The organism is Kitasatospora sp. NPDC088779, from assembly GCF_040685395.1.
Taxonomy (GTDB): domain Bacteria; phylum Actinomycetota; class Actinomycetes; order Streptomycetales; family Streptomycetaceae; genus Kitasatospora.
Genome location: NZ_JBFBHW010000010.1, coordinates 153,141 through 176,345, shown reverse-complemented (window position 1 = coordinate 176,345; position 23,205 = coordinate 153,141). Strand labels below are relative to the sequence as shown.

20 protein-coding genes are annotated in these 23,205 nt (G+C 73.8%); 7 read left to right on the top strand and 13 right to left on the bottom strand.

Features of this window, described 5'->3' with window-relative positions; all coding sequences use genetic code 11:
* The first annotated feature begins 112 nt into the window (after positions 1-112).
* A complete protein-coding gene (locus tag AB0P03_RS12255) occupies positions 113-4,885 on the top strand; it encodes a hypothetical protein (RefSeq protein WP_363628714.1) in 4,773 nt (1,590 codons plus the stop codon).
* Between the two features lie 107 nt (positions 4,886-4,992).
* On the top strand, positions 4,993-5,922 hold the full coding sequence (locus AB0P03_RS12250; RefSeq protein ID WP_063347784.1) for a hypothetical protein: 930 nt from the start codon (positions 4,993-4,995) through the stop codon (positions 5,920-5,922).
* Between the two features lie 159 nt (positions 5,923-6,081).
* On the opposite strand, the gene AB0P03_RS12245 is transcribed toward AB0P03_RS12250, so the two are convergent.
* Both AB0P03_RS12245 and AB0P03_RS12240 read right to left on the bottom strand, forming a co-directional pair.
* On the bottom strand, positions 6,082-6,393 hold the full coding sequence (locus AB0P03_RS12245) for a hypothetical protein (RefSeq protein ID WP_363582022.1): 312 nt from the start codon (positions 6,391-6,393) through the stop codon (positions 6,082-6,084).
* On the bottom strand, positions 6,390-7,187 hold the full coding sequence (locus AB0P03_RS12240; protein WP_363628713.1) for an alpha/beta hydrolase: 798 nt from the start codon (positions 7,185-7,187) through the stop codon (positions 6,390-6,392). Before AB0P03_RS12240 ends, AB0P03_RS12245 begins: the two co-directional genes overlap by 4 nt.
* A 92-nt stretch (positions 7,188-7,279) precedes the next feature.
* On the opposite strand from AB0P03_RS12240, the gene AB0P03_RS12235 reads away from it, so the two are divergent.
* Positions 7,280-8,284, top strand: a complete 1,005-nt coding sequence (locus AB0P03_RS12235) for an ABC transporter ATP-binding protein (protein WP_363582018.1) — start codon at positions 7,280-7,282, stop codon at positions 8,282-8,284.
* 1 nt (position 8,285) lies between these two features.
* Positions 8,286-9,053, top strand: coding sequence for an ABC transporter permease subunit (locus AB0P03_RS12230; RefSeq protein ID WP_363628712.1), 768 nt, complete (start codon positions 8,286-8,288; stop codon positions 9,051-9,053).
* A 5-nt stretch (positions 9,054-9,058) separates the two neighbouring features.
* On the opposite strand, the gene AB0P03_RS12225 is transcribed toward AB0P03_RS12230, so the two are convergent.
* The gene (locus AB0P03_RS12225; RefSeq protein ID WP_363582013.1) at positions 9,059-9,382 is read right to left on the bottom strand and encodes an ATP/GTP-binding protein; all 324 of its coding nucleotides are present in this window, start codon (positions 9,380-9,382) and stop codon (positions 9,059-9,061) included.
* Positions 9,383-9,772: 390 nt separating this feature from the next.
* On the opposite strand from AB0P03_RS12225, the gene AB0P03_RS12220 reads away from it, so the two are divergent.
* A complete protein-coding gene (locus AB0P03_RS12220) occupies positions 9,773-10,933 on the top strand; it encodes an LLM class flavin-dependent oxidoreductase (protein ID WP_363619375.1) in 1,161 nt (386 codons plus the stop codon).
* A gap of 169 nt (positions 10,934-11,102) precedes the next feature.
* On the opposite strand, the gene AB0P03_RS12215 is transcribed toward AB0P03_RS12220, so the two are convergent.
* Positions 11,103-11,495, bottom strand: a complete 393-nt coding sequence (locus AB0P03_RS12215; RefSeq protein ID WP_063347790.1) for an SCO5389 family protein — start codon at positions 11,493-11,495, stop codon at positions 11,103-11,105.
* A 480-nt stretch (positions 11,496-11,975) separates the two neighbouring features.
* On the opposite strand from AB0P03_RS12215, the gene nucS reads away from it, so the two are divergent.
* On the top strand, positions 11,976-12,635 hold the full coding sequence (gene nucS, locus AB0P03_RS12210; protein ID WP_280676005.1) for an endonuclease NucS: 660 nt from the start codon (positions 11,976-11,978) through the stop codon (positions 12,633-12,635).
* Positions 12,636-12,639: 4 nt separating this feature from the next.
* On the opposite strand, the gene AB0P03_RS12205 is transcribed toward nucS, so the two are convergent.
* The 5 genes from AB0P03_RS12205 to AB0P03_RS12185 all read right to left on the bottom strand — a co-directional run bounded on the left by AB0P03_RS12205 (position 12,640) and on the right by AB0P03_RS12185 (position 19,000).
* Complete coding sequence (locus tag AB0P03_RS12205) at positions 12,640-15,012, bottom strand: ATP-binding protein (protein WP_363628711.1); 2,373 nt, start codon at positions 15,010-15,012, stop codon at positions 12,640-12,642.
* A 314-nt stretch (positions 15,013-15,326) separates the two neighbouring features.
* Positions 15,327-15,647 (bottom strand): STAS domain-containing protein, encoded by a 321-nt coding sequence (locus AB0P03_RS12200; RefSeq protein WP_363582008.1) that lies wholly within the window; start codon positions 15,645-15,647, stop codon positions 15,327-15,329.
* 388 nt (positions 15,648-16,035) lie between these two features.
* On the bottom strand, positions 16,036-16,905 hold the full coding sequence (locus AB0P03_RS12195; RefSeq protein ID WP_350879591.1) for a 3-hydroxyacyl-CoA dehydrogenase family protein: 870 nt from the start codon (positions 16,903-16,905) through the stop codon (positions 16,036-16,038).
* 245 nt (positions 16,906-17,150) lie between these two features.
* Positions 17,151-17,801 carry a response regulator transcription factor gene (locus tag AB0P03_RS12190; protein WP_350879592.1) on the bottom strand — a complete coding sequence of 217 codons (651 nt, stop codon included), beginning with the start codon at positions 17,799-17,801 and terminating at the stop codon, positions 17,151-17,153.
* Positions 17,798-19,000: a histidine kinase gene (locus AB0P03_RS12185; RefSeq protein WP_363628710.1), complete on the bottom strand. Its 1,203-nt coding sequence runs from the start codon at positions 18,998-19,000 to the stop codon at positions 17,798-17,800. The genes AB0P03_RS12190 and AB0P03_RS12185 overlap by 4 nt, the downstream gene beginning before the upstream one ends.
* A gap of 156 nt (positions 19,001-19,156) precedes the next feature.
* Here AB0P03_RS12185 and AB0P03_RS12180 point away from each other — a divergent pair, with 156 nt between their 5' ends.
* On the top strand, positions 19,157-19,759 hold the full coding sequence (locus AB0P03_RS12180; RefSeq protein ID WP_363619300.1) for a hypothetical protein: 603 nt from the start codon (positions 19,157-19,159) through the stop codon (positions 19,757-19,759).
* Positions 19,760-19,787: 28 nt separating this feature from the next.
* Here the strand turns inward: AB0P03_RS12180 and AB0P03_RS12175 are convergent, their stop codons facing one another.
* The 4 genes from AB0P03_RS12175 to atpD form a co-directional block, all read right to left on the bottom strand.
* Positions 19,788-20,360: a cob(I)yrinic acid a,c-diamide adenosyltransferase gene (locus AB0P03_RS12175; protein ID WP_363582002.1), complete on the bottom strand. Its 573-nt coding sequence runs from the start codon at positions 20,358-20,360 to the stop codon at positions 19,788-19,790.
* Between the two features lie 183 nt (positions 20,361-20,543).
* On the bottom strand, positions 20,544-21,044 hold the full coding sequence (locus tag AB0P03_RS12170; RefSeq protein ID WP_063347798.1) for a DUF2550 domain-containing protein: 501 nt from the start codon (positions 21,042-21,044) through the stop codon (positions 20,544-20,546).
* A gap of 149 nt (positions 21,045-21,193) precedes the next feature.
* Positions 21,194-21,577, bottom strand: coding sequence for a F0F1 ATP synthase subunit epsilon (locus tag AB0P03_RS12165; protein ID WP_363582000.1), 384 nt, complete (start codon positions 21,575-21,577; stop codon positions 21,194-21,196).
* 182 nt (positions 21,578-21,759) lie between these two features.
* Complete coding sequence (gene atpD, locus AB0P03_RS12160) at positions 21,760-23,205, bottom strand: F0F1 ATP synthase subunit beta (RefSeq protein WP_363581998.1); 1,446 nt, start codon at positions 23,203-23,205, stop codon at positions 21,760-21,762.

Genomic DNA, 23,205 nt, shown 5'->3' with positions numbered 1-23,205 from the left:
GGGCCGTCCACCGGCTGCGGATGCAAGGAGCCAGTCGGACCAGTACCCGGACAACGGGTGCCCTGGACCGGCCGGGTCGAGGACGCGACCAGGAGATGGATGGGACCGCGGAGTGCGGGGCAACGACCGCTACGAGGTTGACGATCACCTCTCCCAGTTCGAGGCCGAGATGGGTCGGACTCGAAAGGAGCGGGACAAGGCAGTCGAGCATGCCGAGGACCTCGCCTACCAGGTGGAGGTGCTCCGGGCCAAGCTGCACGAGTCCCGCCGCATGCTCGCCCAGCCGCGCGCCTTCGACGCCGTCTCCGGCCAGGCCGAGCAGATGCTCCGCACTGCCGAGATGCAGGCCCAGCAGCTGCGCGCCGACGCCGAGCGCCAGCTGCGCGACTCCCAGGCCGCCACCCAGCGGATCATGGCCGAGGCCGCCGAGCGCACCGCCCGACTGGAGGCCGAGCTCACCGCCCGCCGCCGCCAGCTGGAGGACGAGCTCACCGAGCTGCGCCGCACCGCCGAGCAGCACGTCAACGGCTGGGCCGAGCAGACCAGGACCGGCTCCGAGCAGGAGGCCCAGCGCCTGCTCCAGGACGCCCGCGCCGAGGCCGAGCGCATGGTCGCCGCCGCCCGCGCGGAGGCCGTCGCGCTCTCCGACCAGGCCCGCGCCCAGACCGCCGCCGACATCGACGCCGCCCGCGGCGAGGCCCAGGCCGCCGCCGAGGCCGCCCTCCAGCGGGCCCAGAGCGACGCCGAGCGCCTGCTGCGCGCCGCCTCCGAGCACGCCCAGCAGGCCGGCGCCCAGGCCGCCGCCGACGTGGACGCCGCCCGCGGCGAGGCCCAGCAGCAGCTGGCCGCCGCGCACGCCGCCGCCGAGCAGCAGCTCGCCGTCGCGAAGGCCGAGATCGGCCGGCTCAAGGAGCAGGCCTCCGCCGAGCAGATCCGGGCCGAGCAGCAGCTCGCCCACGCCCAGGCCGAGATAGAGCGGCTGCGTGCCGAGGCGATCGCCGAGGCCGAACGCACCCGCCGCGAGTCCGCCGAGCTGCGGGCCCAGGCCGAACAGGCCGCCGAACAGCTCCAGGCCGACGCCGAGGCCGCCGCCGAACGCAAGGCCGCCGACGGCGAGGCCGCCAACGAGCAGCGCTCGCAGACCGCCCGTGCCGAGGTCGCCCGGATGGTCGCCCACGCCACCAAGGAGGCCGAGGCGATCCGCGCCGAGGCCACCACCAAGCAGGCCGAGGCGGAGGCCGCCAAGGCCGCCGCCGCCGAGGAGAGCGAACGGCTGCGGGCCACCGCCGAATCGGTGGCCGGCGAGCTGCGCGCCGAGGCCGAGGCCGCGATCGCCGAACTGCGCGCCCAGGCCGACCGGGAGGTCGCCGAACTCCGCGCCCACGCCGAGGCCGAGGCCCAGCGGCTGCGCCACGCGGCCGAGGAGGAGGGCCGGGCGGCCGGCGCCAAGGAAGCCACCGTCCACCTCGCCAAGGCCGCCAAGACCGCCGAGGAGGTGCTCGGCCAGGCCGACCAGGACGCCGAGACCGCCCGCACCGAGGCCGCCACCGAGGCCGAGCGGATCCGCACCGAGGCCGCCGCCGAGGCACAGCGCCTGCGCGAGCAGGCCCAGGCCGCCGTCGAGCAGGCCCAGAACGCCGCGCTCGACGACGCCGCCGCGATCCGCGAGCGGATCGAGCAGATGCAGGACGAGGCGGCCCGCCTGCGGGCCGAGGCCGAGGAGCTGCGCGCCCAGGCCGCCGCCGAGGCCGACCGGGTGCGCGGCGAGGCCCGCCGCCAGGCCGTCGTGCAGATCGAGGAGTCGGCGAAGAACGCCGAGGAACTGCTCACCAGGGCCAAGGCCGACGCCGACGAGCTGCGCGCGGGCGCCGCCGGGGAGATCGAGCGGCTGCGCGCGCAGGCCCAGGAACAGGCCGCCGAGACCCAGGGCCGGGCCGAGCAGACCCTCGCCCGGGCCCGCACCGAGGCCGAGAAGACCACCACCGCCGCCGAGCAGCAGGGCCAGGACGCCCTCGCCGCCGCCAAGGCCGCAGCCGCCGAGAACCGCGCCGCCGCCGAGCGCGAGACCGCCGAACTCCGCCGGGACGCGACCGAGTTCGACCAGCGGGTCCGGGCCGAGGCGAACGCCGCCGCGACCGCCCTCAGCGCCGAGGCGCAGGCCGAGGCGAACGCCGTCCGGGACGCCGCGGTGGCCGACGCCGAGCGCGTCCGCACCGAGGCCGACGCCGAGGCCGCCCGTGCCCGCAGCGAGGCCGAGGCCGCCGCGAACGCGCTGCGCGAGGAGAGCCGGCGCGAGCACGAGGAGGCCGCCGCCGGGCTGCACCGCGAACGCGAGGAGACCGCCGAGCAGCTGGCCGCCGCCCAGGCCGCCCACGAGCAGGCCGAACAGACGGCGACCGAGCTGCGGGCCCTCGCCGAGCGGGAGAGCGCCGAACTGCGCGAGCTCGCCGAGCGCGAGACCACCGAGCAGCGCGAACTCGCCGAGCGCGAGAGCACCGAGCAGCGCACCGCCGCCGAGGCGTACGCCGCCGACGTCCGAGCCAAGGCCGAACAGGCCGCCACCGAACTCACCGAACGCACCACCGCCGAGACCACCGAACAGCGCGAGGCGACCGAACAGCACGTCGCCGAACTGCGCGCCCTCGCCGAGCGCGAGACCACCGAACTGCGCGAGCTGGCCGAGCGGGAGAGCGCCGAACTGCGCGAGCTCGCCGAGCGCGAGACCACCGAGCAGCGCACCGCCGCCGAGGCGTACGCCGCCGACGTCCGAGCCAAGGCCGAACAGGCCGCCACCGAACTCACCGAACGCACCACCGCCGAGACCACCGAACAGCGCGAGGCGACCGAACAGCACGTCGCCGCCCAGCGCGCCGAAGCCGAGGAACTGCTGGAGGGCGCCCGGAGCGCCGCCGAGCAGCGCCAGGCCGAGGCCGCCCGGGACGCCAAGGCCGTCCGGGAGAAGGCCGCCGCCGAGCTGGCGTTCGCCGCCGAGCAGGCCGAGACGGTCCGCGCCGAGGCCGGCCGCGAGCTGTCCGAGGCCCGCGCCACCGCCGACAGCATCCGGGCCGAGGCCACCGCCGTCCTGGAGCAGGCCCGGGTCGACGGCGAGGAGCTGGTCGCCGCCGCCGGTGTCGAGGGCGCCGCCCTGGTCGAGGCCGCCGAGGAGGAGGCCGCCGAGGTCCGCCAGTCGGTGGCCGGCATGCACGAGGCCGCCGCCGAGCAGATCGCCGAGCGGAAGGCCGCCGCCGAGCGGGAGGCCGCCGAGGTCCGCGACCGGGCCGAACAGGCCGCCGCCGAACTGCGCGAGCTGGCCGAGCGCGAGACCGCCGAGCAGCGGGCCCTCGCCGTCGCCGAGACCACCGCCCTGCGCGAACTCGCCGACGCCGAGACCGCCGAGCAGCGGGCCCTCGCCGACCACGAGACCGCCGAACTGCGCGCCCGTACCGACGCCGAGACCACCGCCCTGCGCGACCTGACCGACCGCGAGCTGGCCGCCGAACGCGAGGCCCACGAGGCCGAGTTGGGCCGTCAGCGCGCCGAGGCCCAGGCCTACGACGAGCACCTGCGGGCGGAGGCCGACGCCGTACTGCACGCGGCCCGGGAGGCCGCCGGGCAGTTGCGCGCGGACGCCGAGGCCCAGGCCGCCCGGACGATGGCCGCCGCCGACGAGCGCTCGGCCGGCCTGGTCGCCGACGCCGAGGAGCTGGCCGCCGCCCTGCGCGCCGAGGCCGAGGAGTACGCGTTCGCCACCCGGACCCTCGCCGACGAGTACGACGCCGCCGCCCACGGCCGCGCCGACGCGTACGACGCGGAGACCCGGGAGGCCGCCGAGCAGTTCGACAAGGCCACCCGCGAGCAGGCCAACTCCGTCCTGGAGAAGGCCTTCGCGGACGCCGAGTCGCTCGGCGAGGACGCCCAGACCACCGCACTGGCCACCACCGCCGCCGCCGAGGAGCAGGCGGACGCGATGGTCGCCGCCGCCCGCAAGGAGGCCGACCGGCTGGTCGCCGCCGGCGAGGCGGCCGGCCAGGCCGAGGTGGAGAAGGGCCGGTCCGACGCCGACACGCTGCTCGCCGAGGCCCGCCGGGACTCCACCGCGATCCGCGAGCGCGCCGAGGAGTTGCGCGAGCGCACCGACGCCGAGGTGGAGGCGCTGCACGAGCGCGCCCGCAAGGAGAACGCGGCGGCCATGAAGTCGGCCGGCGAGCGGGTCGACGCCCTGGTGACGGCCGCTCAGGAGCAGCTGACCGAGGCCGAGGAGCAGGCGGTGGCCACCGTCGCCGAGGCCGAGGACCGGGCGGCGGCGCTGGTCGCGGCCGCCGAGGACCGCGCGGGCGAGCTCACCTCGGAGGCGTCCGCGGAGGCCAGCAAGGTCCGGATCTCGGCCGTCCGCAAGGCCGAGGGGCTGCTGAAGGAGGCGGAGACCAAGCTCGCCGACTCCACCAGCCGCGCCGAGGCGCTGATCGTCAAGGCCGAGGCCAAGCTCCAGTCGGCCGAGGCCGAGGCCGAGGAGCGGCTGGAGACCGCCGCCACCGAGGCGGAGAAGCGGCTGCGGGACGCCGACCGCAGCGCGGACGAGCAGGTCGAACTGGCGAAGGCGGAGGCCGAACGGCTGCTCGCCGAAGCGCAGGCCGAGGCGAAGCGGGTCACCGACGAGGGCCGTCGCGAGCTGGACGAACTGGTGCGGCGGCGCAAGGACATCAACACCGAGATCTCCAGGGTGCAGGACGTGCTGTCCGCGCTGGAGGCGTTCGAGGCACCGGCACCGGTCGCCCAGACCAACGGGGGAAGCAGCACCAAGAAGGACGGGGGTGCCAAGGCGGGTGCCGGAATTGGTTCCCCCCGGTCGGGCGGCAATCGTTCCAAGAACGCACCACCCGATTGAGCGGACATTGTCCGCGGGACGACGGCATCTCGCCGTCGACACTCCGGTACCGTGTCAGGATTCCCTCAACCACCTCAGCGGTTTGACGACAGGAAGCCCAGAACCCCATGAGCGACAGTCACTCCCCTCACGGCTTCGACCTGGTGCGCCGTGGGTACGAGCGCGCCCAGGTCGACGAGCGGATCACCAAGCTGGTGGCCGACCGTGACAGTGCCCTGACCCGGATCAGCGCGCTCGAGAAGCGCATCGAGGAACTCCACCTGGAGACCCAGACCGCGCAGGCGGCGGTCACCGAGGCGGAGCCCTCGTACGCCGGTCTCGGCGCCCGGGTCGAGAAGATCCTGCGACTGGCCGAGGAGGAGGCCAAGGACCTGCGCGACGAGGCGCACCGCGCCTCCGAGCAGCACCGCGAGCTCGCCGAGGCCGCTGCCCAGCAGGTCCGCACCGAGGCCGAGAACTACGCCAAGGACCGCAAGGCCAAGGCGGAGGACGAGGGTCTGCGGATCGTCGACAAGGCCAAGAGCGACAGCGCCCAGCTGCGCGCCGAGGCCAACAAGGACGCCCAGAACAAGCGCGAGGAGGCGGACGCCCTCTTCGAGGAGACCCGCACCAAGGCCGCCCAGGCCGCGCTGGAGTTCGAGACCAACCTGGCCAAGCGCCGCGAGCAGTCCGAGCGTGACCTGGCCGCCCGTCAGGCCAAGGCCGAGAAGCGCCTGGCCGAGATCGAGCACCGGGCCGAGCAGCTGCGCCTGGAGGCCGAGAAGCTGCGCACCGACGCCGAGCGCCGCGCCCGCCAGACCGTCGAGACGGCACAGCGCCAGTCCGAGGACATCGTGGCGGACGCCAACGCCAAGGCCGACCGGATCCGCAGCGAGTCCGAGCGCGAGCTGGCGGCGCTCACCAACCGCCGCGACAGCATCAACGCCCAGCTGACCAACGTCCGCGAGATGCTGGCGACGCTGACCGGCGCGGCCGTGGCCGCCGCCTCGCTGCCGGGCGACGACACCATGGGCGTGCCCGCCCAGCAGTCGCGCTGACGCCGCCGCCGGGCGCCGGCGCCCGGCGGTACGTGCGGTACGTGCGGAACGGACGGCACGTGCGGCACGTGCGGAACAGCGGACAGGCCCTCACCCACCAGGGTGAGGGCCTGCCGTCTTTCCACCGTCATCATCTCGGGTGACCTGGGTGAGCGGGCGTCACCTGGGGTAGGCCCCGTCGGGCCGCTGGTGCCCGCTGCTGAGCTGGTTGCCCTCGTCGTCGGAGACGGTGCCGAACCACGAGGTGCACCAGACCGACACCGAGTCCGGCCAGTACTGCACCTCGAACGGGTGGCCGGAGCCGTGGTCGCCGTACGAGGTGACGATGAAGGTCTCGCCGGGGCGCAGCCAGTAGTCCTCGCCGAGCGGTTCCAGGGTCAGTTCGACCAGGCCCTCGCCGCGGTTGGTCACGGGCATCCGGCCGGTCACCTCCAGCGCCGAGAAGTCCCAGCCGGTCGCTTCCTCCCTCATCCCGCCGTCACCCGGGCCAGCAGGTCGCGGACGGCGGTGTTGAACGCCTCCGGTGCCTCCAGGGCGCTCAGATGGCCCGCCCCGGGAATGACGGTCAGTTCGGCGCCCGGCCGGGCCCGGAGCATCGGTTCGGCCTCCTCCGGCGCCACCAGGCCGTCCTGCGCGCCCGCGACGACGGCGGTGGGCACCCGCAGCCCGGCCAGCACGTCCAGCGCGTCCGGCCGGGCCGCCATGGCCCGCTGGGCCCAGGCGACGGCGGCCGGCGACGCGGCCGCGACCAGCGACCGCACCCGCTCCACCAGGTGCAGCGAGTCCGGCCCGAGCTGCCCGGCGGCGACCTCCTCGTCGAGCAGCAGTTGGACGCTGCCCCGGGCGGTGACGGCGGCCGCGATCCGCTCCCGGTTGGCCCGGACGGCGTCGGTGTCGGCGGTGGCGCGGGTGCTGGCCAGCAGCAGTCCGGCCAGCCGGTCCGGGTGGCGGCGGGCGAAGGCCAGCGCCACGTAGCCGCCCATGGAGAGCCCGCCGACCACCGCGCGCTCGATCCCGGCCGCGTCCAGCAGCAGGGCGAGGTCGTCGGCGACCAGGTCCAGCGAGGGTTCGTCGGCCCCCAGCTCGGTGCCGCCGAAGCCGCGCTGGTCCGGGGCGAGCACCCGGGCCTCGTCGCCGGTCAGACCGGGCAGCGCGTCCAGTTGGGCGGACCACATCGAGGCGTTCAACGGAAAGGCGTGCAGCAGCACGAGGGGTGTTCCGGTGCCGCTCTCGCGGACCGACACTGCGGAGGGGGGCTGGGTCATGGGCCCACCGTATTCCGGCACGCCCGGCGGGCCCACTCAGCGGGCCGTGATATCCGCTTTGTCCTAGCCTTACCAGGAGTAAGGGAGCGCGAATGATCGAGTTGCACGACCTGACAAAACGTTACGGCAGGACCCTCGCGGTGGACCGGCTCAGCTTCCAGGTCCCCCAGGGCGTGGTCACCGGCTTCCTCGGCCCCAACGGCGCAGGCAAGTCCACCACCATGCGCATGATCCTCGACCTCGACCGCCCCACCAGCGGCCGGGTCACCATCGACGGCAAGCGCTACGGGCAGCTCAGCGAACCGCTCAAGTACATCGGCGCGCTGCTGGAGGCCAAGGCCGTCCACCCCGGCCGCACCGCCCGCGACCACCTGCTCTGGCTCGCCCAGAGCAACCGCATCCCGACCCGCCGGGTGGACGAGGTGCTCAACCTGGTGGGCCTCACCCCGGTCGCCCGCAAGCGGGCCCGCGGCTTCTCGCTCGGCATGGGCCAGCGCCTGGGCATCGCCTCCGCACTGCTCGGCGACCCGGAGATCGTCATGTTCGACGAGCCGGTCAACGGACTGGACCCGGAGGGCATCCTCTGGATCCGCAACCTGATGAAGCGGCTCGCCACCGAGGGCCGGACCGTCTTCGTCTCCTCCCACCTGATGAGCGAGATGGCCGTCACCGCCGACCACCTGGTGGTCATCGGCAAGGGCCGGCTGCTCGCCGACCTGCCGATGCCGGAGTTCATCCGGCGCAACTCCCGCTCCGCCGTCCGGCTGCGCACCCCGCACCCCGAGCGCCTGCTCGACGCACTGTCCGGCGCCGGGCTCCGGTCCGAACCCGGGCCCGGCGGCTCCTACGAAGTGGTCGACGGCGATCTCGCCCGGCTCGGCGACCTGGCCGCGGCCCACGGCGTCGTCCTGCACGAACTCAGCCCGCAGCAGGCCTCGTTGGAGGAGGCGTTCATGCAGATGACGGCCGACTCGGTGGAGTACCACGCGGGCGACGGCCCGGGCCGGGACGCGGCCGGCGCACCCGGCGTCTGGGGCGCCGGCTGGAAGGCGGACGGCGCCCCGCAGACCGCGGCGGCCCGGCAGGAGGAGAACTGAGATGACGTCCTTCCCGGCGATCCTGCGCTCCGAGTGGACGAAGATCCGCAGCGTCCGCTCGACGATCTGGACGCTCGCGCTGACCTTCGTCGTCACCGTCGGCATCGGCGCGCTGCTGTCCCTGCTCACCAACAGCAACTTCGGCGAGTTCCGGCGGGGCGACCAGTCCGTCTTCGACGCCACCGGCACGGCCTTCTCCGGCATCATGCTCGGCGAGCTCGCCATCATCGTGTTCGGCGTGCTGGCCATCGGCAACGAGTACAGCACCGGCATGATCCGGGTCACCCTGGCCGCCGTCCCGCAGCGCGGCACCCTGCTCACCGGCAAGGCGGTGGTGCTCGGCACGATGGCCCTGGCGGTCTCGGTGGTGACGGCCTTCGTCACCTTCTTCACCGGCCAGGCGCTGCTCGGCTCGCACTCCACCAGCCTCGACCAACCGCACGTGCTGCGCGCGGTGTTCGGCGCCGCGCTGTACCTGACGATGCTCTGCCTGTTCTCGGCCGGCGTCACCACGATGCTGCACAGCCAGACGCTGGCACTGGGCGTACTGGTCCCGTTCTTCTTCCTGCTCTCGCCGATCCTCTCGGCGGTGCCGAAGGTCAAGACCCTGGCCCACTACTTCCCGGACTACGCGGGGTCGCGGATGCTGCTGGTGTACGAGCAGCACGGCCAGCCGTACGGGCCGTGGGAGGGCTTCGTGATCTGCCTGGCCTGGACGCTCGCCGCCCTGCTCGGCGGCGCGCTGGTGCTCAAGAACCGGGACGCCTGACCGGCTCAGTACCGCGGAGCGCCGCGGCCCCGCAGGACGTTGGAGGCCCGGCGCTCCCGCGCGCCCCAGCAGGCGCGGTGCCAGTGCCGCCGGTCGTCCACGCCCGCGCCGTACATCGGCCAGGCCACCACGTGGCCCATCCCGGGCGGGATCTCCTGGTCGCAGCCCGGGCACCGGTAGTGCCGCCCGGCCGTCCCGGCGACCGTCTGGACCACCCAGTCGTCGCCCTGGTGGCTCTCGGTGCGGCGCAGCGATCCGCCGAGCGGGGAGGCCTGCTCGGCGCTCCCGCCCGGGTCGGCGCTCTTGATCCGGTTGCGGCGCGGCGACACGTCGGACTACCTCTCTTCCGGGATTTCGGGTCGTTCCAGCCTACGGCCGGCCGCCCCTCCGGCAGGCCACTATCACGGCATCGTCCGACGCTCCCGCGTTTTTGCCGAGATCCACCCGATCTTCGACGAAATCCGGGTTTCCGCGTGCCATTGGCACATGACATCGGATACCCACAAGGGGAACAGGCGGGGCCCGCAGACCCTGCGCGCACCCGAGGAGGCCCCACCATGACCAAGACCAGCGCCCGCGCCGAGACCCGTCGGCCCGTCGGAGTCCGGCCGCCCGCCCCCGGGCCGGTGCTGACCTCGCCCGCCCCGGTCACGGCCGCGGCGGGCGAGCCGCTGCCCGTTCCGCAGCGGGCGGGCGCGCTCCCGCCGGACACCGCGCCGGTGCGGGTCGGCGCGTTCCTGCTGTCCGCGCAGTTCCCCGGGCAGAGCCACCGCGAGGCGCTGGACCGCACCGTCCGGGCCGCCGTCGAGGCCGAACGCGCGGGCCTGGACAGCGTCTGGCTGGCCGAGCACCACTTCGTCCCGTACGGGGTCTGCCCCAACGCCGCCACGCTGGCCGCGCTGCTGCTCGGCCGCACCCGCCGGATCGGCGTCGGCACGGCGGTCAGCGTGCTCTCCACCGCCCACCCGGTGGCGCTCGGCGAGCAGGCCGCGCTGCTGCACCTCACCTCGGACGGGCGCTTCACGCTCGGGGTGGGCCGCGGCGGCCCCTGGATCGACCTGGACGTGTTCGGCGGCGGCGTGGACGCCTTCGAGAACGGCTTCCCTGAGCGGCTGGACCTGCTGCTGCGCTGGCTGCGCGGCTCCCGGGTCGGCGCGGACGGCCCGCAGTTCGCCTTCCCCGAGGTGGCGGTGGTGCCGCGCGCCACCGAACCGGTGCGCCGGTCCGGACTGGGCAGCTGGCTCGGTCTCGGCGAGCGGTCCGGCCCGGTGCGCTTCCCGCGCCAGCGCCAGGACGTCGAGGGCCTCGGCGAGGGCGTCGGTGAGGAACTCGACCCGTCCGGGCGGCCGGTGGCCGGCCCGCCGATGGTGGTCGCGTGCACCTCTCCGAGCGGGGTGCGGCTGGCCGCCGAACGCGGCCTGCCGATGCTGCTCGGCATGCACTCCGGCGACGACGACAAGCTGCGCATGCTGGAGCTGTACCGCAGCGCCTGGCTGGCCGCCGGGCGCGGCGAGGAGCAGCTGCGCCGGGTGAACCGCCGGCACGTCGCGGCCGGGGTGGCCCAGGTCGACGACCGCACCTCAGCGGCCCGCGCCACCCTGCTGAACGCCATGCCGGGCTGGTTCGAGTACGGGCTCGGCGCCCACCGCACCGTGGACGGCCGGGAGCGCAAGATGCGCGACCCGCGCGAGTACACCGAACTCCTCTGCGACCTGCACGCGGTGGGCACGCCGCGGCAGTGCGCCGACCGGCTGCTGGCCACCGCCGAGCGGACCGGCATCCGCCGCTTCGCGCTGCTCGCGGAGGGCAGCGGCGACCGCGAGGCGACCCTGCACAACATCGCCCGGCTCGGCTCCGAGGTGCTGCCGCAGCTGGGGTGAGCCCGGGGGTGGAGCGGCCGGGCCCGGTCCGGGCCGCCGCCCCTCCCCCCGCACCGGGGGACGGGGGCGGCCCGACGACCTTCCGGGCCGCTAGGTCCTATCCGGTCGATCGGGCCCGGCAAGGTCGGCCGGACAGGACCTAGGGCCCGGCATCGGCGGTGCTGCCGGGTCAGCAGTCCCGCAGTTCCTCGGACTGGTTGAGCAGCTGCTCCCGGACCGAGGTGAAGCGTGCGTGCCGTGCCTCGTTGGCGTCCGACGGCAGGAAGACCGCCACCCGGTGACAGTTCTGGAAGGCCAGCCGCACCCCGAAGTGCCGCTGCAGGGCCCCCCGGATGGCGTCGCTGGCGAGGGCCCGCAGGAGCTGGCCGCGGGCCTGCTCGCTGGGCGGCGGTACCTGGTTGTCGGCGAAGTCGGTACCGTCGACCTTCGCCTGGGCGACCAGCGAGCTGATCAGGTCCCAGGCGTACGGCAGCGAGACGCGGACGCAGTCGACGAATTCCCGCTCGTCGACCTCGCCCCGCTCGGCCTTTTCCAGCAGGGCCGGTGAGACGTCGAGCGACATGGATTCTCCTCTCGCGGTCCACCCGCGCGGCGCCCGGGTGGTCGTGCGTAGTCCAAGCTCACAGTGAGGGTGGGCGGATCGCGCGTGGTGTCCGGAACGCCGTGGAACGGGCGTTTTTGACACCCCGCGAAGGCGGCGGCACCACGGGACGTGACGTCCCGGACACCGACCGCGCTCGGAACAGCGTGGCAGTCAACGGCGGGACGGGCCGGTCATTCCTGTGGATTGCTTCGGAAATACGCGGCGGTGCACCACATTGGCCGGATCCCGTCGGATCGTTCATCTGAAGTCTCCGTCCCCGTTGACAGCGATCCCGCACGCGTGCCGTCACGTACGGTAGCGACCCCAGGACGTGGGCGCCAGACCGCGACGGGAGGTGAGCGGAATTGCCGAGCCTCCATGTTCGCGGGGTTCCCGGTTTCTTCACCCGGTCGTCGTGGAATCGCATCAACTGGCCCCGGTGGGCTAGCGTGGTCGACCGTGCGTCTCGTAATTGCCCGCTGCTCAGTCGACTATGCCGGTCGGCTCTCCGCCCATCTGCCCTCCGCCACCAGGCTCATCCTGGTCAAGGCCGACGGCAGCGTCAGCATCCACGCCGACGACCGCGCCTACAAGCCGCTCAACTGGATGTCCCCGCCGTGCGCGCTCAAGGAGGCGGACGGGGTCTGGACGGTGGAGAACAAGGCCGGCGAGAAGCTCATCATCACGCTGGAGGAGGTGCTGCACGACTCCTCCCACGAACTCGGGGTGGACCCGGGCCTGATCAAGGACGGCGTCGAGGCACACCTCCAAGAGCTGCTCGCGGACCGGATGGAGGTGCTCGGCGCCGGCTGGTCCCTGATCCGCCGCGAGTACCCCACCGCGATCGGCCCGGTCGACATCCTCTGCCGCGACTCGGACGGTGCCACGGTGGCCGTCGAGATCAAGCGCCGCGGTGAGATCGACGGCGTCGAGCAGCTCACCCGCTACCTCGAACTCCTCAACCGGGACCCACTGTTGGCCCCGGTCAAGGGCATCTTCGCCGCCCAGGAGATCAAGCCCCAGGCCCGCGTGCTGGCCACCGACCGGGGCATCGGCTGCGTGGTGCTGGACTACGACGAGCTGCGCGGCATCGACGACGACAAGCTCAAGCTGTTCTGACCGGTCAGCTCGCGGACGGCGAGGGCGTCGTCGGCGGAGGACTGGACGTCCCGGTCGTGGGGCCCGTCGTGGCGGGCGGCGGTGTGGTCGCGGTCGCCGAGGGCGACGTGGTCGACGGCTTCGGCGGGGGCGGCGTGCTGGCGCCTCCGCCGGGCTGAGTGCCCCCGGAGTTGCCACCGCTGCCGCCGCCGGTGCCGCCGCCGCTGCCACCCTGCGGCGGGCCGGACTGCTGGGCCGGCGGCTGCGACTGTCCCGGTGCGGGCGGCTGCGGCTGCTGCGCCTGCTCGGTGGTCCCCGCGGTCTCGCTCGGCCCACGGCTCGGCTTCTTCGACGCGCTCGGCGAGTGCGAGGCGCCGCTCGCCGACGGCTCCGGGCTGGTCCCGCCCGCCGCCGCACCGCCCCCCGCGTCCGTCCCCGGCGCTCCCGTCCCTGACACCCCCGTACCGGTGGCACCGGCCCCGGCGGTCGGGCCACCGACGTGCGGGGACGGGAGCGGCCCGCCCTGCCCGCCGTCGGGGTCGTCGAGCCGGGTGTGCGGGTCGTTGCCCGGGTGCTGCTCCGGACCGGTGGCGCTCATCGCCACCGCCGTCCCGAGCGCCCCGAGCGCGAGGACGGCCGCCGACGCGGCGATCACCCGACGCCTGGTCCCGGAGCGCAGGCTGGACGGCACCTTGGCTATCGCGCGGATGACGGGCCGCCGCACGGGCGCCGGCCCGGGGGACGCCGCGGGCGGCAGCTGCCGCCCGTCGGCACGCAGCAGGTCCAGCATCCGGCCGGCTGCCGCGACGCCGCGCTGCTCGCCGGCGGCGGACCGCAGGGTGAGCGCCGTCTCCAGCTCGGCCATCGCCCGGGACGGCTCCCGGACGCAGAACGCGTGCACGCCCGCCTCGTGGTGGAACCAGGCCTGGTCGGTGCCGGAGCCCGTCCGGCGGGCCGCCTCCAGCCCCAGCTCCAGGACCCTCTCCCAGGCGCCCCAGCGCAGCGCCAGCGCCAGCGCGGGCGCGGCCGCCCGGGCCAGGCGCACGACGGCGTCGTGCCGGCCGGCCGCCCGGTCCGCGACCAGCACGCCGACCACGACCTCCGCCTCGGCCGCGACCTGTTCCAGCGACACCGAGCTGTGCCCGACCCACCAGGCGAAGTGCTGGGCGGCGCCGTCCAGGCAGCCGCGGGCCGGCCAGTGCGGGGCGAGCAGGTCCAGCACCCCGGCGGTCAGCCGGTGGTGCCCGCCGATGGACACCGCCAGCCCGGCGTCGGCGAGTTCGGCGAGGGCGCTCTCGCCCTGGCCGACGTCGATCAGCGCGGGCAGGTGCGGCGCGGTGGGACACTCGCCGCCGAGCGCGACGGCGAGCCTCAGGACGGCCTGGGCGGGCTCACTCAGCCCCTCCGCGAGCCGGACGGCGGGTGAGGCGGTCTCGGCGACGGACGGCAGCGGGACGGTGCGGCGCAGCGCGTTCTCACGGACGGCCGGATCGGGGTCGTGGACGGGCTCCTCGACCGCGCCGAAGACCCCCATCCGGTCCTCCTCGGCGGCGACCAGCGCGTCCACCGCCACGTCCCGCTGGCGCAGCAGCGCGGCGGCCTGGACGAAGCGCAGCGGCAGCCCCTCGGACTCGAACCAGAGGTCGACCGCCCAGGCCTTCTCCTCGACGTCCAGCGGCCGCCCGGCCTGGCGGGCGGCGAGGGCGAGGCAGGCGGAGCGGGAGAGCCCGGCGACCAGGTGGTCCTGCAAGCGGGAGCCGGGTGACGGCGCCGGGCTCCCGGGGGCGGCGGAGATCAGGAAGGCGCAGCCGGGGGCGAGGGCGAGCAGGTCCTCCAGCTCGGCGCCGGACTGCTCCGCGCCGTCGACGACCACGATCGCGCCGACCTCGGCGAGGTGCACGGCCAGCTGGCCAGGGTCGGGCCGGTAGCCGGGGGCGTGGTGGGTGGCCGCGAAGAGGTCCTGGAGCAGGTCGGCGGCGGTGCGGCGGTGCCCGCAGAGCTGGACGACGCCGCCGGGGGCGAGGTCGGCGGCGGCCTCGGCGACGGCCGACAGCAGCGCGCTGCGGCCCGAGCCGGCCTGGCCGACCAGGCGTATCGAGCGGCCCTCGGCGAGCAGGCCGAGGAGTTCGGCGACGTCGGCCTCGCGGTCGAGCAGCGGCAGGTCGGCGGGCCCGGCACCGAGGGCGAGCGGGCCGACCGCGCGGCCGACGCCGCCGACCGGGCCCCGGGCGGGCTCGCTGCGCTCGATCCGGCGCGGGCGGGGCCGCCACTCCTCGGGGCAGGGCCTGACCTCGGAGCCGTCCGGGGCGCCGACGCCGACCAGCAGGGCGCCGGAGACGAGTTCGCCGCCTCGGGTGCGGGCGGCCTCCTGCCGGAACTCCCCGGTTGGCTGTGCCACGTTCTGCTCCGCATCCTGCTCGGCCGCCGGCGTCCCGCGCCGGCCGGCTGACGTCTCGGTCGCGGCCGCGCGCGGGCTGGGGGCAGCTGGCTGGGGCGGCCGTCATCTGACGGGCAGACTCTTGCACATCCGGGCCCGCCCGCGCAGGGGCGGCCCGGTCGGGGGCCGGGCGACGGCCGATCAGAGCCAGGTCGGGGCCCGGACGACGGCTGATCAGAGCCAGGTCGGGGGCCGGACGAAGAGCGGGCGGGGAACGAACGAAGGCAGGGAACGAACGAGCACCGGGGCCGGACGGGGGCAGGAGCGGCCAGGCCCTAGAGGGCGATCCCGTGGGCCTCGGTGACGCCGTCCACGGCCAGGATGCGGTGCAGCTTGGTGGCCACCAGCAGTCGCTGGAGCTGGGCCGGGACGGAGCGCAGCACCAGCCGCCGGCCGATCCGGCCGGCCCTGCGGTGGGTGCCCATGATCACGCCGAGGCCGGTGGCGTCCCAGAACTCCAGCCGGGCGAGGTCGAGCACGAGGTCGCCGAGGCCGCCGTCCACGGCCTGGTGCAGCCGGGCGCGCGCATCGGCGGCGGTGCGCACGTCGAGGCGGCCTTCGATGGCCAGCGCCCTGTGGTCGCCGGTGATGCGCATGCTCTCCTCCTTCGCCTGACCGGTCCGGTACGGGGGTGGTCCGACCCGGCCGTGCCGGGGCGGGGGGTGGGGGTGTCCATCCGGGCGGGCCGTGGCCCCTCGCCCGGGTCCGGTCGCAGCCTCGTCGTGCTGGGCCGGGTCTCCCTCTTCTGACGGCGAACCAGCAGCGCAGGTTGCTGGTTCCGGCCAGATCTGAAGCAACTTCACTCGTCCGAGGGAATATACGCAGTCAGTCTCCACACCTACGCTCGATTACCGCCCAAATCACCCGTCTGCGGCACCTGGCGTGAGGAAACTCACCCGCCCCCGAGCGGGCGGGCCGTACGGTGTTCCGCCGCACGGCCCGCCCGGTCGCCGGGCGTCGTCGTTCACCCGTTCCGGCGGGGGCTCACTTGCCCTCGTACGGGTAGAAGCCGCGGCCGCTCTTGCGGCCGAGGTCGCCGGCGGTGACCATGCGCGCCATGATCTCCGGGGCGGCGAACTTCTCGTCCTGGGTCTCGTCGTAGATGTTGCGGGCGGCGTGCAGCAGGATGTCCACGCCGGTCAGGTCGGCGGTCTCCAGCGGGCCCATCGGGTGGCCGAAGCCGAGGCGGCAGGCGGTGTCGATGTCCTCGGCGGTGGCGACGCCCGACTCGTACAGCTTGGCGGCCTCGACGACCAGCGCGGTGATCAGGCGGGTGGTGACGAAGCCGGCCACGTCCCGGTTGACCACCACGACGTCCTTGCCGACGCCCTCGGCGAAGGCGCGGGCGGCGGCCAGGGTCTCGTCGCTGGTCTTGTAGCCGCGGACCAGCTCGACGAGCTTCATCAGCGGCACCGGCGAGAAGAAGTGCACGCCGACGACCGACTCGGGGCGCCGGGTGGCGGCGGCGATCCGGGTGATCGGGATGGCGGAGGTGTTGGAGGCCAGCACCGCGCCGTCCTTGGCGAGCTTGTCGAGCTCCCGGAAGACGCCCTCCTTGACCTCGAACTGCTCGAACACGGCCTCGACCACGATGTCGGCCTCGGCGACGGCGCCCAGGTCGGTGGTGGTGGTGATCCGGCCCAGCGCGGCCTCGGCGTCCTCGGCGCTCAGCCGGCCCTTGGCGACGAACTTCGCGTAGGAGGCACGGATGCCCGCGAGACCGCGCTGCAGGGCCTCCTCGGTGACGTCCCGCAGCACCACCGGGTGGCCGGCCTGCGCGGACACCTGGGCGATGCCGGCGCCCATCAGGCCGGCACCGATCACGGCGATCTGCTTGCTGGACGCATTGCTCATGGCTGGGTCTCCCGATGCCGTCGCCGCCCTGGGGCGGGCCCTGAAGGCGGCTCAGGGCAGGGGTCACCGCCGGAGAGCCGCGTCGCTCGTTGCCGGGACTCTAATGCCCAATCCGGCCCCGTGGTGTCAATCGGGAGTGTGATCTGCGCCCGACCTGGTCGGGCGACCCAGACCCACCGTGACCAGCCGATCAGACCGGCCGATCGGACCATCTGACCGGACCGGCCGACCGGACCATCAGACGGTCAGACGGTCAGCCCGAGGTCCTGCGCCAGGATCGCCGCCTGCACCCGGTTGCGCAGCCGCAGCTTCGCCAGGATCCGGCTGACGTGCGTCTTGGTGGTCGCCTCCGCCATCTCCAGCCGGGCCGCGATCTCCCCGTTGGACAGCCCGGCCCCGATGCAGGCCAGCACCTCCCGCTCACGCGGGGTCAGTCCGGCCACCGCCTCCCTGGCTTCCGGCCCGACCGCCCGGTCCGGCCGGGCGAAGGCGCCGATCAGCCGCCTGGTCACCGAGGGCGCCAGCATGCCGTCCCCGCGCGCCACCGTCCGGACGCCCTCGACCAGGGTGTCCGCCTCCAGGTCCTTGAGCAGGAACCCGGCCGCGCCGGCCCGCAGCGCGCCGTAGACGTACTCGTCCAGGTCGAAGGTGGTCAGCACCAGCACCTGGCCGGCCCCGGCGGCGACCACCTGCCGGGTCGCCGAGACGCCGTCCAGCCGGGGCATCTGCACGTCCATCAGCACCACGTCGGGCCGCAGCTCCAGCGCCAGCCGGACGGCCTCCTCGCCGTCGGCGGCCTGCCCGACCACCTCGATGTCCGGCTCGGCCCGCAGGATCATCACCAGCGCCGCCCGTACCGCCGCCTGGTCCTCGGCCACCAGCACCCGGATCGTCATGCCCCTGCCCCGCTCTCCCGCCCGCGCGGCAGTACCGCGCGCACGCTCCAGTAGTCGTTCCGCGGCCCCGCCTCGAAGCTGCCGCCGAGCAGCCCGGCCCGCTCCGCCATGCCGACCAGCCCGGCCCGGGCGCCGGGCAGTTCGCGGCCCGGTCCGTGCCGGTACGGGCTGTCGACGGCGATCCGCAGTTCCTCGGGGCCGAACTCCATCCGCACGCTGACCAGTCCGGGCCCGGCGTGCTTGAGCGCGTTGGTCAGCGACTCCTGGACGATCCGGTACGCGGCCAGCCGGACCGGCACCGGGACCTCCCCGCGCTCGCCCCGCTCGGCGAGTTCGAAGTCCAGCCCGACGTCCTGGCCGGCCGCCCGGGCCTTGGCCAGCAGGGCGTCCACGGCGGCCAGGTCGGGCGCCGCGTACGACTCGTCCGCCTCTCCCCCGCCGCTGTCGCGCAGCAGTCCGATCATGCGGCGCATTTCAGCCAAACCCTGGACGCTGCTCTCCCGGATCACCGCCAGCACCTCCACCAGCGGGTCGTCCCCGGCCAGCCGACGGCGCCGGGCGACGGACTGCGCGCCGGTCGCGTGGATCGCGATCGCCGACAGGTGGTTGGCCACCACGTCGTGCAACTCCCGTGCCATCCTCGCGCGTTCGGCGACGACGGCCTCACGCCGGTCCATCTCCGAGAGCAGCGCGGTCTGTTCGGCCCGCAGCCGCTCGCTCACCGCCCGGTCGCGGTGCTTGCGGACCACGTCCCCGGTCCAGACCGGCGCCAGGTAGATCAGCACGGTGAGCACCACCACCGCCACCGCGTTCGAGGCGTCGCTGTAGATCAGCACCAGGGTGGACAGCACCAGCACCGAACCCGTGCCGGTCAGGTGCAGGATCCGGGACATCCTCGGGGTCCCGTAGAGCACCGCCGCGTAGAGCAGGTCGGTGTACATCAGGCTGGTCGCCAGCAGGGCGCCGGTGAAGATGCTGTACCCGAAGGCGAGCCCGCCCAGCGTCGTGGTGAGCACCGGCCTGGTCCGGCGGAACAGCTCCAGCACCGCCATGACCAGCAGCGCCGGCACCACCGCCCCGCGCGGGATCCGCGAGGAGTTGTCGTAGACCTGGAGCGCGATCAGCAGCGCTCCGCCGAACAGACCGAGCAGGGCGATCCCCCGGTCCTCCTGGCGCGGGGTGAGGGTCGGTCTCAGCACACCTCCATCTCACCATCCCCGGGCGCCGCCCGGCTCCGGTCCCCGGAGGAGCCGCCGTACATCGAAAGGTGCAGGCCGGGACGGCACCCGGCGACGACGACGCGGCCACGCCCGCGCGCCAGGCTGGAGGCACCGCCGACCGCCCGGGAGCACAACGTGATCGTCACCCTCATCGTCGCGGCCGAGATCTCCTTCTGGATCCTGCTCGGCCTCGGTCTCACCGCCCGCTACCTGCTGCGGTGGCGCCGCACCAGCACCGCCCTGCTGGTCGGCCTGCCGGTGGTGGACCTCACCCTGTACGTGCTCACCGTGCTCGACCTGCGCGGCGGCGCCGCCGCGAGCTGGACGCACGCCCTCGCGGCGAGCTACGCGGGCTTCTCGATCGGGTACGGGCCCTCCCTGGTCCGCTGGGCCGACCGGCACTTCATGTACCGCTTCGCCGGCGGCCCCAAGCCGCCGCGCTCACCGAAGTACGGCCTGGCGCGGTCCCGGTACGAGTGGCAGATCTGCCGCCGCACGGTGGTCTCGGCCGCGATCACACTGAGCCTGATCACCCTGCTGGTGCCGCTGTCGGGAGGCTCCGCACACTTCGGCACCTTCCTCCAGTGGTACCTCAAGCTGGGCATCGCCGCCGTGGTCAACGTGGTCATCGCCGTCAGCTACACGCTCTGGCCGAAGCAGCCGCCGGCCGGCGAGCAGGACGCGGACGACCCGATCGCCGAGCAGCCCGTCGCCGGCGTCCCGGAGAAGCGGCTCTGAGGGGCTTGCCGGCGGTTCTGAGGGACCGCTAGCGGTTCTCGCCCGGAACCCAGAGCACGTCGCCGCGCTCCTTGTTGGCCGCCCGGGCCAGGATGAACAGCAGGTCGGAGAGCCGGTTGAGGTACTTCGCGGTCAGCGGGTTGACGCTGTCCCCGTACTCCGCGATCGCCGCCCAGGTGGCCCGCTCGGCCCGCCGCACCACCGTGCAGGCCAGGTGCAGGTAGGCCGCGCCGGGCGTACCGCCGGGCAGGATGAAGCTGCGCAGCTTCTCCAACTGCTCCAGGTAGTGGTCGCAGTCCCCCTCCAGCCGGTCGACGTACGACGGCAGCACCCGCAGCGGCGGGTACTTCGGGTCCTCGACCACCGGCGTGGACAGGTCCGCGCCGACGTCGAACAGGTCGTTCTGGATCCGGACGAGCACCGTGACGATGTCCTCGGGCAGCGATCCGGCGGCGACGGCCACGCCGATCGCCGCGTTCGCCTCGTTGGTGTCGGCGTACGCGACCAGGCGGGGATCGGTCTTGGTGGTCCGGCTCATGTCGCCTAGCGCGGTGGTGCCGTCGTCGCCGGTGCGGGTGTAGATGCGCGTCAGATTCACCATGCGGCCAGCGTAGCCGGACGGGTTAGGCGGCGTTAACCCCGAACCCGGCGATCGCCGCTACGCGACGTTGACCTCCCCCAGCCTCCGGCCGGGGGTACCCCCACCCCGAGGGTCCCGCCGCTACGCGACGTTGACCTCCCCCAGCCTCCGGCCGGGGGTACCCCCACCCCGAGGGTCCCGCCGCTACGCGACGTTGACCCTCTGCCCGGGCGGGGCGGCCTCCAGCCAGGCGAGGAAGCCGGTGAGCGCGTCCTCGCTCATCGCCAGCTCCAGCGGCTCCCCGTTGTGCAGGCAGCGCAGCACCACCGAGCCGGAGAGCAGGGCGAGCTCCTCCTGGCCCTCCGGGTAGCGCCGGCCGAGCACCTCGATCTCCCGGCGCGGCAGCACCCTGCGCGGGCGCGGGGCGTACGAGAAGACCCGGAACCACTCGATCGAGTCACCGCTGTAGCGGCCGATACCAAAAACCCACCCCTTGCCGTCGGTCTGGGGGACCGGGGCCGAGGTGGGTTTGCCGTTCTCGTCGAGGTCGGGCTGCGTCGAGGCGTCGGCGGGCATTTTGAGTCGGTAACTGCAGTCGAACGTGCCGCCGACCCGCTGGATCAGGCGGCGTCGTACCGCGAACGCCACCAGGCCGATCACACCCAGCGCCACGACCGCCGCACACACCACAAGCGCGAGGACCATGCTCACCTACCTCCTCGCTACCCGCGTTCCCCGTATCGGTCGTATCAAGCGACCGCGTTGACCTACCAACTACGACGACAGTCCCGGGGTCACGCTCACGCGTCCCCGGGACCGTCGGTCGACCCCGCTGAACCAGGGTCTTGGCGCACTCAGACGTGGGCCTTGAGGCCGCGCGCCGCGAACAGGCGGACCTCGGCGCGCCGCTCGGCGTGCTCGTCCAGGCCCGACTTGGCCTTCTCCAGCGCGCGCTCGGCACGGGCGACGTCGATCTCGTCCGCCAGCTCGGCGATCTCCGCGAGCAGAGACAGCTTGTTGTCGGCGAAGGAGATGAAGCCTCCGTGCACCGCGGCGATCACGGTGCCGCCGTCCGCCGTGCGAATGGTGACCGGACCGGTCTCCAGCACGCTCAGCACCGGGGTGTGACCCGGCATGATGCCGGTGTCGCCGGAGGCCGTACGGGCGACGACGATGGTGGCCGCACCGGACCACACCTTGCGGTCGGCTGCGACCAGCTCGACGTGCAGCTCAGCCAACGTGGGCTCCTAGGCTCATGCAACCCCCGATTACTCGGGAGTTTCGGTAAGAATAACGGCCGCGCGCCTCCGGCATGAAACCGGCGGCACGGATTTGACCGGAATCACAGCCGATGCGACGCGAGGGGTGGTCCCGGGCTCGGGGCCACCCCTCACGGTCACTCAGCTGCTACCGGCCGCGACTACTTCTTCGCCAGCTCGGCGGCGTTCTTCTCGAGGTCCTCGATGCCACCGCACATGAAGAAGGCCTGCTCCGGGATGGAGTCGTACTTGCCGTCCGCGATCGCGTTGAAGGCCTCGATGGTCTCCGACAGCGGCACGGTCGAACCCTCGACACCGGTGAACTGCTTCGCCACGTAGGTGTTCTGCGAGAGGAAGCGCTCGATGCGACGGGCACGGTGGACCGTGACCTTGTCCTCCTCGGACAGCTCGTCGATACCGAGGATCGCGATGATGTCCTGGAGGTCCTTGTACTTCTGCAGGATCCCCTTGATACGGAGGGCCGTGTCGTAGTGGGTCTGCGCGATGTACCGCGGGTCGAGGATGCGGGACGTGGAGTCCAGCGGGTCGACGGCCGGGTAGATGCCCTTCTCCGAGATCGGGCGCGACAGAACGGTCGTCGCGTCCAGGTGGGCGAAGGTGGTGGCCGGGGCCGGGTCGGTCAGGTCGTCCGCGGGGACGTAGATCGCCTGCATCGAGGTGATCGAGTGACCGCGGGTCGAGGTGATGCGCTCCTGGAGGAGGCCCATCTCGTCGGCCAGGTTCGGCTGGTAGCCCACCGCGGAGGGCATGCGGCCGAGCAGGGTCGACACCTCGGAACCGGCCTGGGTGAACCGGAAGATGTTGTCGATGAAGAGGAGCACGTCCTGCTTCTCGACGTCACGGAAGTACTCCGCCATGGTCAGCGCGGAGAGCGCGACGCGCAGACGGGTGCCCGGCGGCTCGTCCATCTGGCCGAAGACCAGCGCGGTCTTGTCCAGAACGCCCGAGTCGACCATCTCGTCGATGAGGTCGTTGCCCTCACGGGTGCGCTCGCCGACGCCGGCGAACACCGACACACCACCGAAGTTCTCGGCGACGCGGTAGATCATCTCCTGGATCAGAACGGTCTTGCCGACACCGGCACCACCGAACAGACCGATCTTGCCACCCTGGACGTACGGGGTGAGGAGGTCGATGACCTTGATGCCGGTCTCGAACATCTCGGTCTTGGACTCGAGGTCCTTGAACTCCGGCGCCTTGCGGTGGATCGGCCAGCGGACCTCGACCTGCTGGTCGAACTCCTTCTGGTCCACGTTCAGCACGTCGCCGAGGGCGTTGAAGACCTTGCCCTTGGTGATCTGGCCGACGGGCACCGAGATGGCGGCACCGGTGTCGGTGACCTGGGTGCCACGGACCAGACCGTCGGTCGGCTGCATCGAGATGCCGCGGACCATGCCGTCGCCCAGGTGCTGGGCGACCTCGAGGGTCAGGGTCTTCTTGCCCGAGCCGTCGGGGTTCTCCGCCTCGACGTGCAGGGCGTTGAACATGTTCGGAATAGCGTCGACGGGGAACTCCACGTCGACGACCGGGCCGATGACCCGCGCGACGCGGCCCGTCGCCGTGGTCGGCTCAACAGTGGTGGTCAT